16 protein-coding genes are annotated in these 15747 nt (G+C 63.2%); 8 read left to right on the top strand and 8 right to left on the bottom strand.

Going from position 1 to position 15747, the window contains the following annotated elements; genetic code table 11:
• The first annotated feature begins 85 nt into the window (after positions 1-85).
• On the top strand, positions 86-1291 hold the full coding sequence (locus G7048_RS10520; protein WP_166068093.1) for a YfaP family protein: 1206 nt from the start codon (positions 86-88) through the stop codon (positions 1289-1291).
• 19 nt (positions 1292-1310) lie between these two features.
• A complete protein-coding gene (locus G7048_RS10515; RefSeq protein WP_166068092.1) occupies positions 1311-2039 on the top strand; it encodes a hypothetical protein in 729 nt (242 codons plus the stop codon).
• Here G7048_RS10515 and G7048_RS10510 read toward each other — a convergent pair.
• On the bottom strand, positions 2033-2941 hold the full coding sequence (locus G7048_RS10510; protein ID WP_166068091.1) for a LysR substrate-binding domain-containing protein: 909 nt from the start codon (positions 2939-2941) through the stop codon (positions 2033-2035). The genes G7048_RS10515 and G7048_RS10510 overlap by 7 nt on opposite strands.
• 98 nt (positions 2942-3039) lie before the next feature.
• On the opposite strand from G7048_RS10510, the gene G7048_RS10505 reads away from it, so the two are divergent.
• Positions 3040-3495 (top strand): CidA/LrgA family protein, encoded by a 456-nt coding sequence (locus tag G7048_RS10505; RefSeq protein ID WP_166068090.1) that lies wholly within the window; start codon positions 3040-3042, stop codon positions 3493-3495.
• Positions 3496-3501: 6 nt separating this feature from the next.
• The gene (locus tag G7048_RS10500; RefSeq protein WP_166068089.1) at positions 3502-4197 is read left to right on the top strand and encodes an LrgB family protein; all 696 of its coding nucleotides are present in this window, start codon (positions 3502-3504) and stop codon (positions 4195-4197) included.
• A 15-nt stretch (positions 4198-4212) separates the two neighbouring features.
• Here the strand turns inward: G7048_RS10500 and G7048_RS10495 are convergent, their stop codons facing one another.
• Together G7048_RS10495 and G7048_RS10490 are read right to left on the bottom strand one after the other, a co-directional pair.
• A complete protein-coding gene (locus G7048_RS10495; protein WP_240933237.1) occupies positions 4213-6111 on the bottom strand; it encodes an ATP-binding protein in 1899 nt (632 codons plus the stop codon).
• 179 nt (positions 6112-6290) lie between these two features.
• Positions 6291-6737: a sel1 repeat family protein gene (locus tag G7048_RS10490; protein WP_166068088.1), complete on the bottom strand. Its 447-nt coding sequence runs from the start codon at positions 6735-6737 to the stop codon at positions 6291-6293.
• 147 nt (positions 6738-6884) lie between these two features.
• Here G7048_RS10490 and G7048_RS10485 point away from each other — a divergent pair, with 147 nt between their 5' ends.
• The gene (locus G7048_RS10485; protein WP_166068087.1) at positions 6885-7784 is read left to right on the top strand and encodes a LysR family transcriptional regulator; all 900 of its coding nucleotides are present in this window, start codon (positions 6885-6887) and stop codon (positions 7782-7784) included.
• A gap of 242 nt (positions 7785-8026) precedes the next feature.
• On the opposite strand, the gene G7048_RS10480 is transcribed toward G7048_RS10485, so the two are convergent.
• The 3 genes from G7048_RS10480 to G7048_RS10470 all read right to left on the bottom strand — a co-directional run bounded on the left by G7048_RS10480 (position 8027) and on the right by G7048_RS10470 (position 11792).
• Positions 8027-9010 (bottom strand): tripartite tricarboxylate transporter substrate binding protein, encoded by a 984-nt coding sequence (locus G7048_RS10480; RefSeq protein ID WP_166068086.1) that lies wholly within the window; start codon positions 9008-9010, stop codon positions 8027-8029.
• A 253-nt stretch (positions 9011-9263) separates the two neighbouring features.
• Positions 9264-10163, bottom strand: coding sequence for an NAD(P)-dependent oxidoreductase (locus G7048_RS10475; RefSeq protein ID WP_166068085.1), 900 nt, complete (start codon positions 10161-10163; stop codon positions 9264-9266).
• Positions 10164-10352: 189 nt separating this feature from the next.
• On the bottom strand, positions 10353-11792 hold the full coding sequence (locus G7048_RS10470) for an aldehyde dehydrogenase (RefSeq protein WP_166068083.1): 1440 nt from the start codon (positions 11790-11792) through the stop codon (positions 10353-10355).
• A 208-nt stretch (positions 11793-12000) separates the two neighbouring features.
• Between G7048_RS10470 and G7048_RS10465 the strand changes: the two genes are divergently transcribed.
• Positions 12001-12690: a GntR family transcriptional regulator gene (locus G7048_RS10465; RefSeq protein WP_166068082.1), complete on the top strand. Its 690-nt coding sequence runs from the start codon at positions 12001-12003 to the stop codon at positions 12688-12690.
• A gap of 8 nt (positions 12691-12698) precedes the next feature.
• Here the strand turns inward: G7048_RS10465 and G7048_RS10460 are convergent, their stop codons facing one another.
• Positions 12699-13220 (bottom strand): shikimate kinase, encoded by a 522-nt coding sequence (locus G7048_RS10460; RefSeq protein ID WP_166068081.1) that lies wholly within the window; start codon positions 13218-13220, stop codon positions 12699-12701.
• A gap of 100 nt (positions 13221-13320) precedes the next feature.
• Between G7048_RS10460 and G7048_RS10455 the strand changes: the two genes are divergently transcribed.
• Both G7048_RS10455 and G7048_RS10450 read left to right on the top strand, forming a co-directional pair.
• Positions 13321-14280 carry a YihY/virulence factor BrkB family protein gene (locus G7048_RS10455; protein ID WP_166068080.1) on the top strand — a complete coding sequence of 320 codons (960 nt, stop codon included), beginning with the start codon at positions 13321-13323 and terminating at the stop codon, positions 14278-14280.
• A gap of 161 nt (positions 14281-14441) precedes the next feature.
• Positions 14442-14798, top strand: coding sequence for a hypothetical protein (locus G7048_RS10450; RefSeq protein WP_166068079.1), 357 nt, complete (start codon positions 14442-14444; stop codon positions 14796-14798).
• 111 nt (positions 14799-14909) lie between these two features.
• Here G7048_RS10450 and G7048_RS10445 read toward each other — a convergent pair whose 3' ends face one another.
• Positions 14910-15683: a ferredoxin--NADP reductase gene (locus G7048_RS10445; RefSeq protein ID WP_166068078.1), complete on the bottom strand. Its 774-nt coding sequence runs from the start codon at positions 15681-15683 to the stop codon at positions 14910-14912.
• Positions 15684-15747 lie beyond the last annotated feature (64 nt).

The raw sequence follows: 15747 nt of genomic DNA, 5'->3' as shown, positions 1-15747 counted from the left end.
GTATAACCGGGTCGATTTGTTCGAGCCGCACACGCGACATGGGCGTGCATGGTGCTCGAAGGGATTTTGAAAGAGAGGATTGCCTGTGAAGTGGACAGCGACTGCGGTCTGGCGTGCCCAGCCATTCTGGAGTGCGAGCAGATTGCGATGGTGCGTGATGGCGCTGCTGGCCTGGTGCAGCATGGGCATGGATGCCGTGCGTGCTGCGGAGACCCCGGTGGTTGTCGTGGGCAGGACGCAAGCCTGTTTTTCGCGTGACTACGCATTGGAGCTGGCCGCGATTGCCGCCGAAAACAATGCGAACGAGGCCTGCACCGCCATGGGCTCGGGTTGGCGGTTGGGCGAACTGCGCATTCCCGGTTATCAACAATGCAAGCAGTGTGGAACGTCCGGCGAATATCGCTGCGAGATCACCCAGGTCAGCTATTCCTGCATTTCCAGGGATGGTGCGGCAGCCAAGCCGGAAAAAGAGGAGAAACCGCCGAAAGACGCCAAGTCCGGCAAGGCTGAAAAGTTGGACAAAACGGACCCGAATCGAAGGGGGAAGGGGTCGTCGGCAGGCACGGAGTCAGCCAGCCCCGGCTCAGCGGCGCTGGAGGGACTGTACAAGCCACCATCCGGCGAGGAGAAAGGCGCGGCTGCAGCGCGCAATCCCCTCGAGCAGTTCGAGGTGCAGAGGGCTGAAATGCTCAAGCAACCCATCCGCATCACGTCGCCGCAGCCGCGCCAGCAGGTCATGGCGCGCGTGGTGGATGTGGTGGGCAACACGCAAGGCGTTTTGCGCAACGTCGAATTGACGGTGCATTTCAATGGAACACAACAGCGAATCACCAGTGATGCGAGCGGAAAATTTCAAGTCCGGCTCGTCACGGCGGCCGGGCCGAACACAGTGAAGGTGTGCCATGCGCAGGCGTGCAGTGAAGTCTCCATCGACGCCAGGATTCAGCCGCAGGCGCTGATGGCCACGCTCACATGGCAGGGGCGCGCAGACCTCGACCTGCATGTACTGACGCCCTCCGGTGCTCACTGCATGCACAGCCGCCGGAGCATCGCCAACGAGTGCTCTCTGGATATCGACGATGTTCGCGGCGTGAACCCGGAAAACATCTCCATTCCGCCCACATCGCCCAAGGGCAACTACCGTTTCAGCGTCGTCAACTACAGCGGCCAGCCCGACATTCCCGGCGTACTCACGGTCTACAAGGATGAGCGCTTGGTGGAGACGCGGCGATTCGTCACGGCGGGTGGGCAGAAATCCACCGCTCTGGAAATCAGTATCGGCAATGAGTGAAGTTCAAACGGAGAACGAAATGCGTCAAAGATTTGTGGCAGGGATGATCGCGCTGTGCCTTTTGCAGACTGCGCAGGCGCAGAGCCCGCTTCCGCCCAAGATGGAGGCAGAACGCCAGATGATGGCGGCCAGTCAGTCGATGCGCGATGGGGACTGGAAAGAAGCCGTTCGGGCCTTCGAAGCCGTGGAAGCGACCGGCTACGGCCCTTTGCCCGAGGTGTTCGGCTTTTCCTTTGGCAATGCGCTGGGAGAAGCGGGCGAGCATGAACGTGCGAAGGAGCGTCTGCTCAGCTACCTCAGTACCTATGGCGAGCAGGGCAAGTACTACACGCAGGCCATGGAGCAACTCAATGCCATCGAGAAGCGGCAGCGCGATGCGACCAAAGAGGTGGAGCGAAAGGCGGCTGCCGAGGAGCAACTTCGCAAGGAGAAGGAGGCTCAGGAGCGCCTATGGGAGAAAGTGTATTTTCGCCACTGGATCATGGATGTGGCCGGACGCGGATCGTGTCAGAAGACTCGGAGCATGGTCGAGGACTACGTGCAAAGGTCCGCGTATCGCAACTTTTCCTGCTCTTGCAACACCGCGCGTGTCAGACACCCCGCCTGGCGGGACCACTCGGAGGACGTGTGCAAGGGCAGCTTCGAGTTCAATGCACAACTCGATGCGAATGGCCAAGTGAATGCCTCCGGCGGAGAAGCCAACAAGTGGGGTTTCAAGATGCAGAAGGGCACCTCGTTCGACTACTGAATGCCAGTAGATCCGCCTGCTGCGTGTGCCGGATACACCTCCCGCACGCACTCCAGCCAGGCCCGCGCCGCGCGTGACATGTAGCCGCGTCGCCACATGACCACCACGTCCCAGCCGAGCGCCGGCTCGATCAGCGGGCGGCTGGCGACGTTGGCGGGGTCGTAGCGGGCGATGACGTGCTCGAACATCACGGCGATGCCGACGTCCTGCGCGACGAGGTCGCCGATGAAGTCCCAGTAGCGCGATTGCAGGCGGATCTGAGGCGTGAAGCCTGCGGCCTCGCAGTGGTCGAGCACGGCCTGATGCAGTGCGAAGCCCGAGGCGTAGAGCACGAACGGCAGGTCCTTGAGGTCGCGCCAGCGCACGGGCATGTTCGCGTCCTGCACGCGGTGCGCGGCCATGGCCACGCGGGTGGTCTGGCGCGCGATGGTCATGGTTTCGAGTTCGGGGTCGGGCTGGGTGATGAGGCCCAGCGTCATGTCGAGCTTGCCGTCGAGCAGCGCCTGTCGCTGGGCGCGTGCGCCTTGCTCGTCCACCTGCAGCGTCACGCCCGGATGGCGCTTCTGGAACAGCGCGATGACCGGCGCCATGTAGTGCCCCGCCGTCGGCATGATGCCCACGGTGAGTTCGCCGCGCGCAATGCCGTCGACCTCGGCCACTTCCTGGCGCAGCAGCTTGGCTTCATCGAGCAGCACGAGGCCGCGTTCGTAGACCACCTTGCCCGCGTCCGTCAGCCGCACCGCGCGGCCTTCGCGCTGCAGCAGCGGGCCGCCCAGCTCGTCCTCCAGTGCTTTGACCATCTTGCTGATCGTGGGTTGGGTGACGTGCAGCACGTTGGCAGCACGGGTGAATCCGTTTTGTCGGACGACCTCGACGAAGTAGCGCAGGGCTCGCAAGTCCATGATTTTGCTTTTCTATTCTTGAAGTATTCTGAAATGGAATCGAAAAAATAAGAATAATTCATTTTACGAATGTAGGTGAAAACCCTAGACTTCGTTCCATGTCATTCAAATCTTCCGTCGCCATGGATCGAGCCCCCGTGCTGCTCGGCGCCTTCAAGCAGGGCCTCAAAGTGGTCGTGCAGGTGGTTTTGCTCTGCAGCATCTGGGTTGCCATGGATGTGGCGCGTCGGCATTTCGGCTGGAGCATGCCGGCCGGGATGATCGGTTTTGCGCTGCTGGCCGTGGGGCTGTTCACGGGGCTGGTGAAGGTGCAGTGGCTCAAGGGCGGCACCAACTGGCTGCTCGCCGAGATGTTGCTGTTCTTCGTGCCCGCCATGCTGGTGGTGACCGAATACGGCGATCTGGTGCGCCATCAGGGCCTGCGCATTCTGGCCGTGATCATCGCCAGCACCGCCTGCGTGATGGTGGTGACGGCGCTGGCCGTGGACCGCGTCTACCGCTTCGAGCTGTGGCTGGCGCATCGTCGCCTCTGCCGTTCGTCGCACAAGGAGTGAGTCGTCATGATCTCCAATGAAATGATCGGCGTGCTTTCGCTGCTCGCCACCCTCGGTTGCTACTGGGCCAACAAGCGCCTGTATCGCAGCCATCCACATCCGCTGTTCATGCCCATCGTGGCCACCCCCATCGTGCTGATCGCGCTGGCGCTGGCCACGCATGTGAGCTACCCGCAATACATCGCGCAGACGCACTGGCTGGTGTGGCTGCTGGGCCCCACCACCGTGGCGTTCGCGCTGCCGCTGTATGAAAACCGCGTGATGATGAAGAAGCACTGGATGTCGATCGCCACTGGCGTGGTGGTCGCGAGCGTCGTGTCCATCGGCACCACCGTGATGTTCGCGCAATGGTTTGGCCTGTCCGAAGAACTGCAGAAGGGCCTGGCCGTGCGCTCGATCACCACCCCGTTCGCCATCGAGGCCGAACGCGTGCTTGGTGGCTCCACCGATCTGGCCGCGCTGTTCGTGCTGCTGACCGGCGTGAGCGGCATGCTCATGGGCGAGACCATTTTGCGTCTGCTGCCGCGCGTGCGCAGCAAGCTCGCCACGGGGTCGATCTTCGGCGGCGCAGCGCACGGCGCGGGTGTTGCGAAGGCCCGCCAGTTCGGTGAGTCGCAGGCCGTGGTGGCCTCGCTCGTGATGATGATTGCCGGTGCGGTGAACGTGCTGGCAGCGCCCTGGGTGCGCACGCTGCTGTTCTGAGCACGCCTTGGGGCATCAAACGGAAATGGGTTGCGGGCGCTCCAGCGTGACCTCGACGGCGACCGCCGTTCCGCAAGCGCCTGACTCCACCTTCAGCTTGCCTGCGATGCGTGCGGCCCGCGCCGTCATGCTGCGCATGCCGACGTTCAGACTGGTCTGCTGCACGGTCTGCACATCAAAGCCGATGCCGTTGTCCTCCACCCGCACGATGAAGCGCGCGGGCGATGGCTGCTCGCAGCTCACCCGCACCTTGGTGGCGCGGCTGTGCTTGATGACGTTGGTGAGCGCCTCTTCGGCCAGCCGAATGAGATTCAGGCTTTGCAGCGCGTTGGGTCGCAACTGCTCGTCCTGCCAGTGCTCTGCGATGTTCCATTCGCTTTCCACATCCAGCTCATCGAGGATGCGCGTGAAGCGGTGGCGCAGCGGCGCGGCCCATTGCACGGGTGAATCGGGCACTGCGGCTGTGGAGCTGGTACTGTAGTCGATCATCTGGCGCAGATCATCGCGCAGCGTCTTGAGCAGAGAGAGCACGCGCTGGTTGGGCAGTGGCGCGTCGGCCTGTTCGACCAGCGCCATGCCGCGCACCAGACTCGCGCCGAGGCCATCGTGCAGTTCGTGCGCGATGCGGATGCGCTCCTGCAGCTTGGTGTTGTGCAGGGACTGTTGGTGCTCGCGCTCATGGGCAATGGCCAGCTCGGCGCGCGCGTTGGCAATGCCGTCGGCCAGCGCGTGGTTGAAGCGCTCGACGCTGCGCATCTCCTGCACCAGTTGCGAGCCGAGCACCAGCATGATGAGCGCGATGATCAGCGGCCCGCTCATCGCCGCCCAGTTGCGCGCCACCTCCCAGAAGCCGAGCATGCCGCTCAGATCGTGCAGCGCCACCACCACGAACACCAGCCAGACCAGCGCCAGCAGCATGTCGCGGCGTCTGCGCGGCCGCTCGCGTGGGCCGTGCCAGACATGCCACTGGAATTGCAGCGCGTTGAGCAGAAACACCGCCATCGCCACCTGCCAGACCATGCCCCACCAGGCACCGGCGACGGCCTTGGGCGCCAGCAGCGACGCCAGCGAACCGATGCCCGCCAGCGCCCACAGCGCGCGTTCGATCCATGCCATGCGCTGCCCGCCGTAGCGGAAGGTGAACAGGCACGCGCCCAGCACGTAGACGATCAGCGCCACCATCGAGGCCCGCGAGCGCATCATCGAATCGGCAAACGGCCAGGGCGATTCGGCCAGATAGGTGGTGAGGTAGGCCAGCCAGGCCAGCGACATCAGCGCAAACCAGCCATAGGCGGGCTCCTTGCGGCGCAGCAGCCAGACCAGCGTGAACAGCACGCCCGCCATGCCGCACAGCACGGCGTTGATGAAATAGATGGTGCGCTGGTGCCATTGCGCATGCTCGAACTGCGCACGCACCGTGGCCTCGTCAGCGAGCCGCAGCGCGCTCACACCCGACCAGATGCCCGACACCGCGACGGCGCGAATCCACACCGAATTCACCCCCGCGTGCAGCGAGGTCGCCGGCAGCACCCACCAACGCGGAATATTCCAGCTGCGCGACAGCGGCTCGACCAGCGACTTGTCGCGCCACAACAGATCGTCGTTGAGGTAGACCGCGCCCGCCACGCTGATGCCGTCGATGCCCAGCGCCACAGGCACCGTGCAGGCAGACGCGTCGAAGTCCACGCGATACCAGCCCGATCCGTCGTAGCCCGGCCAGTGCCGGTTCATCGCATCGGGCAGTTTGGTTTTGATCCAGCCTTCGGTGGGGCGGGCGCTGCCGTCGCCGGGAGCCTTGGCGACCTCGACATCCAGGATGCGTGGCGTGCAGGTTTCGTTCGCCAAAGCGGGCGCACACATCCCCGCCAGCATTAGCAGGCACAGGGTCAGCCAGCGGCGCAGCCAGCACGTCACCGCGTGGCTCCCGGGGCGTTCGGGCGGTCGTCGGCAGAGCGAGAAGTGAGGGATCGAGCGTTCAAAACAAGGCTTTGGCAAATGATGTCGCCGCCGATCCTAGGACAAGCCAAGCGGCTTGCATATCACTTAAACGGGTGATTTTGCGGCGGGATTGCCCCTATGCCTCCCGTTCGTCTTCAACCTTTCAGGCAATCGGCGCGAAATCCATTGAGCAAAGTACGTTGGTGCTTGCCGACTTCGCTGCCTTGCGCGGCAGAACGCTGCGCCCATTGGCTGGCCTCGCAAGGATCAGCGGCGATGGCTGGGCCGTAGAGGCTTGGCCCGCCGATCAGCACGCTGGCCAGCAGCTCCTGCGCGCGCATGTCGCCCGCGTGGCCCGCCTCGCGCAGCCACTGCAGCATGGCGGGGTAGTCGCGCTCCGTGCGCGCTTCGAGCGCCATCTGGTAGACCTGTTCCGGCGAGTGCTGCGCCTGATCGCCAAGGGTCGCCGCGTGCGCATCCCCCATGAGCGATGCGCCACGCGCCAGCGCGAGCACAACGCACAGGCCGAGCAGAATCAGATGCGATCCGGTGGGGTGGGTCGAGAGCTGGCTGGAGTGGCGGGCGTGGTTGGCATTTGGCATGGCGGCTTCCTTCATCGGTTGGCTAAGAACAGGCTTGCATTGAACCGCCGGGCCGCGCTTGGCACAATGCGGTTGTTTGCTGCGAGGCTTCGGTTCAACCGAAGGCTTGCGCGCCCGCTTTGCCACTGCACCGAAAGAGCCATCGCCATGCGTCTTGATCTGTCTGACCTTCGCCTGTTTCTCTGCGTGGTGGATGCCGGCAGCATCACCCAGGGCGCGGCGCGCGCGCATCTGGCACTCGCATCCGCGAGCGAGCGGCTGCGCAGCATCGAGGAAGACGCGGGCGTGCAACTGCTCGAACGCAGGCCGCGCGGCGTCGTCACCACCGAAGCGGGCGAGGCGCTTGCGCACCACGCAAGGCGCATCCTGCAGCAGCAGGAACTGCTCCGAAGCGAGCTCAGCGATTTCGCCAAAGGCTCGCGCGGCACGCTGGTGTTCTATGCCAGCACGGTGGCGTTGACCGAATACCTGCCGCGCCAGCTCGCACCGTGGCTGGCAACCAGACCGCGCCTGCGCGTCGATCTGAAGGAGCGCACCAGCTCGGAAATCGCCAGTGCCATTGCCTCGGGGCTGATCGAGGCGGGCATCGTCTCCGACGTGGTCAAGAAAAGCGAGTTCGACATCCACATCCAGCCGGTGGTCAAGGACCATCTGGTGTTGATCGCGCCGCTCTCACACCCATTGGTGACGGAGGGCCGCAAATCGGTGACCTTCAACGAGCTGTTGAACGAGCAGTTCGTGGGCCTGACCAGCGGCAACGCGCTGCAGGACCACATCGCCGAGCACGCAAGGCGCGTGGGCCGCGACATCGCGCTGCGCATCCGCATGAAGACTTTCGAAGGCGTCTGCGAAATGGTCGCGCATGGCATCGGCGTGGGCATATTGCCGATAGGCGTCGCGCGGCGCTACAAACGCCAGCACCCCTGCCAGATCATTCCACTCACGGACGACTGGGCTCAGCGCCATCTGTGCCTGTGCTGGCGCGACTGGTCACAGCTCTCGCCGCCGATGCGCAGTCTGCTCACGCATCTGGGCGCAACGCCATGACAAGCAAGAAGCGAAGGACAACCCCCACCTCCCCGCATTGAAACAGCGGGTACAAGCAGCATCCGCTGCGCTGGAACTGGTAGCCACAACGGCGAGACGGGGCCTGAGACGAGGCGCTGCCAACGCAGACAGTACTCTCGTACGGCAAGGCGGCACAACGAAGGATCAGGCCCCGTCTCGCCGCCTCAGCACGATGGACTCATCGAAGCCGCAAGGCTTCGCAACAAGCCTCAAGAAACAGCTTACTTATCCGACCAAGGAGATTCGGCCCAGATGGTTTTGAAACCTTCGGTCTGCTTGTCCAGGCGCGCCTTCCAGGCATCCCCTTCGAGGTAGTCCATTTCGGTGAACTGATTGACCATCTGCTTTTGGAAATCCGGATCGTTGGCGATGTCGCGCAGCGCGGCGGTCAGCTTGGTCTTCACGTCGTCCGGAATGCCCTTGGGCGCGACCACGCCGCGTTCGGAGTTGAATACCAGATTCACGCCTTGCTCCTTGAAGCTCGGCACATCGGGTGCGAGCTTGGCGCGCTCGGGGCTGGCTTGGCCGAGGATGCGCACCTTCTCGCGGAACGGCATCACTTCGCCCAGATTCATGCCGCCGATCACCACCTGATCGCCCAGCACGGCGGTACGCAGCGGACCCGCGCCGTTGTAGGGAATGTGGTTGAACTTCACGCCCGTCAGGCGCTGGAACAGCACCATCGCGAGGTGGTCGTCCGTGCCCACGCCGGTGGAGCCGTAGGTGATCTCACCGGGACGCGTCTTGGCATCGGCGACCAGATCGTTCAGGTTCTTGTACTTGCTCGACGCCAGCACGCTGAACGCGCTCGGATCGCGAACCATGTTGGCGATGTAGCTGAAATCACCGGCCGAGAACTGGCCCTTGCCCAGACGTTCGATGGGCAGCGTGACGAGGCCCGGCATGTTGGTCATGCCCAGCGTGTAGCCGTCGGCCTTGGCCTTGGCCACGTAGGACAGGCCGATCTCGCCCGAAGCGCCCACCTTGTTGACCACGACGACGCGTGCGCCGGTCTTGGTGGTGAGGAATTGGGCCACCGTGCGGGCCGTGATGTCCGTTCCGCCGCCCGCCGCGAAGCCGACGATGAGTTCGATGGGCTTGTCGTTGGGCCAGGCTGCAAAAGAGCTGGTGGCTGCGCCGAAGGCAATTGCACCGACTGCCAGAGTCATCGCGCGGCGGGTGAAGTTCTTGAAGGAAGTGGACATGCGAGTCTCCTTTGTTTGATCGTTTGTTTGCTTGTACTTACGAAGCCTTGCGGCTTCGATGGGTCATTCGTGCAGAGGCGGCGATACAGGGCTTGATCCTTCGTTGCGCCTCCTTGCCGTACCGAAGTACTGTCTGCGTCGGCGACGCCTCGTCTCAAGCCCTGTCTCGCCGTTGGGGTGACGGTTCCAGGCGCTTGCCCACTGCGTGGGCCTGCTGTTGGGGAATCGAAGTCCTCAGCTTGGGTGTTGTTTGTTATGCCTTTTCTGTCGGAACCGTGGGGCAACCCCAGTCGGCCCAGAGCTTGGCTACGACTGCGTAGTCGTCACGCCCATAGCCTGCGGCGACGCCCATGTCGTAGACGCTGTGCGAGCCTTGGATCGCGAACAGGGGGACGTTCAGCGTTTGCGCCAGTTGCAGTGCGAGCACGGAGTCCTTGCGGGCGGCGTCGAGCGGCATGCCGCCTGCGTAGTCGCCCTTGACGATGCGGTCGGCGTAGCGGTAGGTCAGCGGGCGGTGCAGGCCCATTTGCGCGTCGGACAGCAGGGCGATCAGCTTTTGCGTGTCTACGCCCGAGGCGGTGGCCATGGCACCGGCTTCGGCCACGACGATCATCACGGCGTGCGCGACGGCGTTGTTGATCACCTTGGCTGCGGCACCCGCGCCGAGCGCGCCGAAATAGACCTGCTTGGTGGCGATTGCATCGAGCACGCCCTGGGCGCGTTCGATGGCCTTTTCGTCACCGCCGAGCGCCAGCGATGCGCTGCCCGCCACCATCTGGCCGACACCGGCCATGATGGATGCGTCCACCACATCTATGCCGAAAGGCGCGAGCACCTTCTGCTCGGCATGGATGTGCTCGGGGTTCACCGTGCTGGTCTCCAGCACCACGGCACCCTTGGGCAGTTGCGGCGCGATCTGCGCAAGCACGGCCAGCGAGATCGTGGGGTTGGGCAGGCACAGCACGACGATGCTGGTGTTCTTCAGATCCTCAGGCGAAGTGATCGCTACGCCGCCAAATTTTTCCTTGGCACGTGCCAGCGCCGCAGCGTCGAGGTCGAACACCTGCGTGGCGAACTTCGCTCCCACGCGCTCGGCCAACGGAAAACCCATGTTGCCAAGACCGTAGATGGCGACTGTTGGAGTGGTAGACATAAAAAACTCCGGAAAACAGCGCTGCCCAAAAAATCAGCAGCGCCAAAAAAATAAGAAAGAAGATGGGCGAAGCCCATGGAAATGAAGAAGACCGTTCAGGCTAGGCGCGTGGCCGCAGACAGTAGCAACGCTACGGCAAGGCCGCGCAACGACGCATCAACGGGATTCTTCATTTCCTGCCACGTCAAATCACTTCGCCACGGCCAACGGTTGGGAATGGAGTCCGAAATACATGGACTTCACTTGGGCGTAGAGCTTCATGCCGTCGATACCCTTTTCACGCCCGATGCCGCTGTTCTTGAAGCCACCGAACGGCGTGCTCGTCACCGACTGCTTGTAGGTGTTGATCCACACCGAACCCGCTTCGAGCGCGCGGCCGATGCGCCAGGCCTTCTTGAAGCTCTCGGTCCAGATGCCGCAGGCCAGGCCAAATGCCGTGCCGTTGGCTTGGGCGATCAGGTCGGCTTCGTCCTTGAACGGCAGCGCCACCAGCACCGGGCCGAAGGCTTCTTCCTGGCACGAGACAGCGTCGTAGCCGAGACCGTCGATCACGGTGGGAAGGTAGTACGCGCCCTTGTCGAATTCGCCGCCGGTCGGTGCTTCGCCGCCGCACAGAATGCGACCGCCTTCTTCGCGTGCGCGGTCCACAAAGCGGGCCACGCGTTCGCGGTGGTGGAACGAGGCGAGCGGGCCCATTTCCACGCCGTCCGCGTCAGGTGCGGCCACGCGGATGGTCTTGGCGCGGGCCACGACCTGCGCGAGCACTTCGTCGTAAATGCTGGCTTCGATGAACAGGCGCGAACCGGCCACGCAGGACTGGCCTGCCGAGCCGAAGATGCCCGCGACGACGGCAGCCACAGCGTGTTCACGATCCGCATCGGCAAACACCACGTGCGGTGACTTGCCGCCGAGTTCGAGCGCGGTAGGGATCAGCTTGTCGCCCGCAACACGCGCAATCGCGCGGCCCGACATGGTGCCGCCGGTGAACGAAACCATGCGCACGCCGGGATGGGCGACCAGCGCCGCGCCCACGTCCGCACCGCGACCTTGCACGACCTGCAGCAGATCGGCGGGCAGGCCCGCAGCCAGCGCGATGCGGGCCAGTTCAGGGCCGAGCAGCGGCGAATCTTCTGATGGCTTGAGCAGCACCGCGTTGCCAGCGGCCAGCGCGGGGGCGACCTTGGTCGCGTCGTTCATGATGGGCGAGTTCCATGGCGTGATGGCCGCAATCACCCCGAACGGCTCCAGCACCGTGAAAGAGACATAATCGCCACGCGACGGCGTCACGTCGGTTTCCAGCGTTTCGCACACGCCGGCGTAGTAGCGGAAGGTGCCGATGGCGGACTCCACCATGCCGCGGCATTCGCCCAGCGGCTTGCCGTTGTCGGCCATCTGCAGGCGCGCGAGCGATTCCTTTTCGGCCACGAGACCGTCGGCAATCTTGTTGAGCACGAGCGCGCGTTTGTGCGGCAGCAGCTCCTTCCAGCCCGAGTGGTGGAAGGCCTGCCAGGCGCGCTCGACGGCCGCGTCCAGTTCCTCGATGGAGGTGACGGGAACGCGGGCGATCTCTTCGCCGGTGGCGGGGTTGGTGCTGATGAGTTCGTTGATGCTGCTGGTGTTGGAGGCCATGACTGTCCTGGGAAATTCGTGAAAGCAGGCGCAGTCTAGAGACGGTTTTTCGGAAGTTCAACAAGCACGTTGTCGCCGTTTTTTGTGATGAAATTATTGATAAAAGTGTCGACCGAAAAACCGCCCGTGCAGCAGTCACTTGCGGCACTTCGACCTTTGAATCGGCATGGCCTTCAGGGCTTCATACCGCAACCGTGATCAAGTTCTTATGTCCCGCAACTCTTCGAAAAAAGACCTGGGTGTCTTCCCTCATGCCGAGCTGCCACCGCCCGTGGCCGCCGTGATCGAGGCCATCGAGACGGACATCATTCGCGGCATCATCCTGCCGAGCACGCGCCTGATCGAAGACCACCTGATGGAGGACTACGACGCCAAGCGCCATGTGGTGCGCGCGGCGCTGGTGGAGCTGCAGCGTCTGGGCGTGGTGGTCAAGCCGCCGCATGTGGGCGCGCGCATCCGGCGCTTCGACGCCGCGAGTCTGGAGGCGCTGTACCACTTCCGCTCGGTGCTGCATCGCGCGGCGGTGGAGGCCATGCCGCTGCCGGTGTCGCCCGAGCGCCTGCAGGCCGTGCGCGATGCGTCAGCCGCCCATGCCGAGGCCGCGCAATCGGGTGATCTGATCGCCATCCACCGTGCCAACATGGCGTTCCACCGCTTGTTTTTCGGGCTTTGCGACAACCCCTACATCGAAGAGTCGATCCGCCTGCATGACTGGCTGAGCTTTCCGGCGCGTGCCTATGCGATCACCGATCAGTCGGCGCTGTCGCGGGCCTGCGAGGAGCACGAGCAGATGGTCGACGCGATCGCGCGCTGCGACCGCGAAGCGCTCATGCAGCTCGCGCTCGGCCACATGCTGCAGGCGCGCCGGATCTACGAAGGCAAGTACCTGTCGCGCTGAACAGGTTCTTACTGCTCCATCTCCAACTGCATCACGATCATGTTGACCAGCGTATTCACCATCGGGCGGCCGGTCTCGATCACGTAGTGCGACGAGGCGCGATACAGCGGGTCGCGCACGGCGTAGAGATCGCGCAGGCGCTGCAGCGGATTGGCCACCTGCAGCAGCGGGCGGGTCTTGTCGTGGCGGATGCGCTTGAAGATTTCGTCGGGCGTGGCGCGCAGATACATCACGCTGCCGCCGCCTGAAAGCAGGTGGCTGCGGTTTTCCTCGCGCAGCACGGCACCGCCGCCGGTCGAGAGAATCATGTCGCCGGGCGCGGCGGTCAGTTCGGCCAGCAGTTGGGCCTCGCGGTCGCGAAAAGCTTCTTCGCCCTGTTCCTCGAAATACTGGCGGATGGTGGAGCCCAGCACTTCTTCCAGTCGCTGGTCCAGATCGATGAAGGGCACGTCCAGACGGCGCGCGAGCTGGCGTCCTACCGTGGATTTTCCGGAGCCGGGCATGCCGACCAACGAGCAGCGCTTGCGCATGATGAAAAAGGAATCCTGTCTTTGTCCGATGGCCCGAGTTTATCGGTCTTGTCGGCCTGCTCTGACATGTGAGGGAAAGCATCCACCGCACAATGGTCGGATGAGTTCTTCTTCTCTCACGCAGCGCGTCATCGATTGGGGCAAACATGTCATGGCGGTGGCCGATCCGCTGGTGCGCGCGGTGCGTCTGTGGCTCGACGCCGACGGTCTGCGCATGAGCGCCGCGATGTCGTTCTACGGCATGTTGAGCCTCGCGCCCCTACTGCTGGTGTTGGTGGGTGTGCTGAGCTGGTGGATCGACAAGTCGTATCTGGAGACCAATCTGCTGGAGCAGGTCAGCAGCGTGGTGGGCGAGCGCGGTGCGGAGGTGGTGCAGATGGCCTTGTCCAGCGCCCGCAATCCGTCGCAGGGCTGGTTTGCGTCCATCGCGGGTTTCGTGCTGCTGCTTTCGGGCGCGTCGGGCGTGTTCGTGGAGTTGCAAAGCTCGCTGCAGCGTCTGTGGAACAACGGCAAAGAGCCTGAAAAAACGGACAAGCCAGCGTGGTGGAACATCGCCTCGCTGCGCCTGCGCGGGCTGGCCTACATCATGGCGATCGGCTTTCTGCTGCTGATTTCGCTGGTGGTGTCCACGGCCATCAAAATGGTTGCGACCTGGGCGAGCGACTGGCTGCCCTTTGGCTCGGGCACGCTGCTGCAACTGGTCAACGAGCTGATTGCCTTTGGTGTGGCGATGGCGCTGTTTGTGGGGATGATGCGCATCGGCGGGCCGGCTGCACCGCGTCTGCGCTTTTTGTGGATCGGCGCGTTTGTGGGGGCGATCCTGTTCACCGGCGGCAAACAAGCGCTGGCTTACTACCTGTCCACGGCGGCCGTGGTGTCTGCCTATGGCGCTGCCGGTTCGCTGGTGGTGTTGCTGATGTGGATGTATTTTTCCGCCGCCGTGTTGCTTTTTGCCGCCAGCGTCGCGCGTGCGTTGCAGGAGGAAGACGACGAGAAAAAGCAGCTGGCAAGAAGTAACAGTGCAGCCAGTCCTCCTCTGAGCGAGGTGCGAACTTCGTAGTTTCCCTAGACACATTGCGGGAGAAAAGGCGTACACAGCTGCTTACTTCACTTACAGCACCTGCTGCCCAAAGTGTCACGAAGGACCGTTAACCTTTGCACCAATTGCTAATTGCCTATCAAAGGCTATATGCAAATAAAGTTTCTCAGGATTTTGTGTCTATGGATTTGAACTCGACTGCGCCAGTGGCGCCACCCATGCAAGCTGGCGTGTCCGCACGCTGGCTCTGGGTCGCCATCGCAGCGTTGGCGATGTGCATGGTCGCACTGGCGGGCGCGTGGATGATGATGCCGGGCTTTGGCGCGGCGCATGCAGCCGGTGCGCCCGAGCAGGCCAAGGAATCCAGCCGCCGCAATGTCGCCGCAGCGTTGGCCGCTCAGGCAGCGCAGGGCATTCAGGCGCCGGAACACATGGACAGCAACGGCCTCATCGGCAGCGGCGTCGCGCAGATGTCGTCCACCATGTCCGGCCTTGGCATCGCACCAGCGGGCAGCGCGCTCAAGCTGAGCACCAGATAATCCCAAAACGGGTCCCGATCATCCCCGCAAAATAAAAAGCGCCGCCAATCGGTATTGGCAGCGCTTTGAACAGACAAGAGACTCGCGAAGAGTCTCTTTTTGCTTGGGGAATTACTTTTCGACGAATGCGCGTTCGATCACGAAGTCGCCCGGCGTGGTGGTGTTGCCTTCCTTGAAACCGCGTTTTTCCAGCAGTTCCTTCAACTCGGACAGCATGGCGGGGCTGCCGCACAGCATCACGCGGTCGGTCTCGGGGTTCAGATCGGGCAGGCCGATGTTCTGCGGGAACTTGCCGTCGTTGATCTGCGTGGAGATGCGACCGTGGTTGCGGAACTCCTCACGGGTGACCGTGGGGTAGTAGACCAGCTTGTCCTTGATGATTTCGCCCAGCAGTTCGTGCTCGGGCAGTTCCTTCTCGAACAGGTCCTGATAGGCCAGTTCGTTGGCGTGACGCACGCCGTGCACCACCACCACCTTGTCGTACTGCTCGTACGTTTCGGGATCGCGCGCCACGGCCAGCCAGGGGGCCAGGCCCGTGCCGGTGCCGATCAGGTACAGGTTCTTGCCGGGCAAGAGGTAGTCGATCAGCAGCGTGCCCGTGGGCTTCTTGCCGACGATGATCTTGTCGCCCACCTGGATGTTCTGCAGCTTGGAGGTCAGTGGGCCGTCCGGCACCTTGATCGACAGGAACTCGAGGTGTTCCTCGTAGTTCGGGCTGGCGATGGAGTAGGCGCGCAGCAGATTCTTGCCGTCCACCTTCAGGCCGATCATGGTGAAATGGCCGTTGGAGAACCGCAGCGACGTGTCGCGGGTGGTGGTGAAGGAGAAAAGGCGGTCCGTCCAGTGGTGTACCGAGAGGACGGTTTCTTCGAGAAATGCACTCATGTTCGTTGGATAGCGAATAAACAGGGGCAGGAAAAAAACAATGCCTGCCGATAAAAACACGCTT

The sequence above is a fragment of the Diaphorobacter sp. HDW4B genome (assembly GCF_011305535.1).
Taxonomy (GTDB): domain Bacteria; phylum Pseudomonadota; class Gammaproteobacteria; order Burkholderiales; family Burkholderiaceae_C; genus Diaphorobacter_A.
This window is presented reverse-complemented; position numbering and strand designations above follow the sequence as displayed.

What these genes read in the sequence shown, in the direction of transcription:
- G7048_RS10515 (WP_166068092.1), top strand. Translation starts at nt 1,311, where the DNA reads ATGCGTCAAAGATTTGTGGCAGGGATGATCGCGCTGTGCCTTTTGCAG.
- G7048_RS10510 (WP_166068091.1), bottom strand. Translation starts at nt 2,941, where the DNA reads ATGGACTTGCGAGCCCTGCGCTACTTCGTCGAGGTCGTCCGACAAAAC.
- G7048_RS10505 (WP_166068090.1), top strand. Translation starts at nt 3,040, where the DNA reads ATGTCATTCAAATCTTCCGTCGCCATGGATCGAGCCCCCGTGCTGCTC.
- G7048_RS10500 (WP_166068089.1), top strand. Translation starts at nt 3,502, where the DNA reads ATGATCTCCAATGAAATGATCGGCGTGCTTTCGCTGCTCGCCACCCTC.
- G7048_RS10490 (WP_166068088.1), bottom strand. Translation starts at nt 6,737, where the DNA reads ATGCCAAATGCCAACCACGCCCGCCACTCCAGCCAGCTCTCGACCCAC.
- G7048_RS10485 (WP_166068087.1), top strand. Translation starts at nt 6,885, where the DNA reads ATGCGTCTTGATCTGTCTGACCTTCGCCTGTTTCTCTGCGTGGTGGAT.
- G7048_RS10480 (WP_166068086.1), bottom strand. Translation starts at nt 9,010, where the DNA reads ATGTCCACTTCCTTCAAGAACTTCACCCGCCGCGCGATGACTCTGGCA.
- G7048_RS10475 (WP_166068085.1), bottom strand. Translation starts at nt 10,163, where the DNA reads ATGTCTACCACTCCAACAGTCGCCATCTACGGTCTTGGCAACATGGGT.
- G7048_RS10470 (WP_166068083.1), bottom strand. Translation starts at nt 11,792, where the DNA reads ATGGCCTCCAACACCAGCAGCATCAACGAACTCATCAGCACCAACCCC.
- G7048_RS10465 (WP_166068082.1), top strand. Translation starts at nt 12,001, where the DNA reads ATGTCCCGCAACTCTTCGAAAAAAGACCTGGGTGTCTTCCCTCATGCC.
- G7048_RS10460 (WP_166068081.1), bottom strand. Translation starts at nt 13,220, where the DNA reads ATGCGCAAGCGCTGCTCGTTGGTCGGCATGCCCGGCTCCGGAAAATCC.
- G7048_RS10455 (WP_166068080.1), top strand. Translation starts at nt 13,321, where the DNA reads ATGAGTTCTTCTTCTCTCACGCAGCGCGTCATCGATTGGGGCAAACAT.
- G7048_RS10450 (WP_166068079.1), top strand. Translation starts at nt 14,442, where the DNA reads ATGGATTTGAACTCGACTGCGCCAGTGGCGCCACCCATGCAAGCTGGC.
- G7048_RS10445 (WP_166068078.1), bottom strand. Translation starts at nt 15,683, where the DNA reads ATGAGTGCATTTCTCGAAGAAACCGTCCTCTCGGTACACCACTGGACG.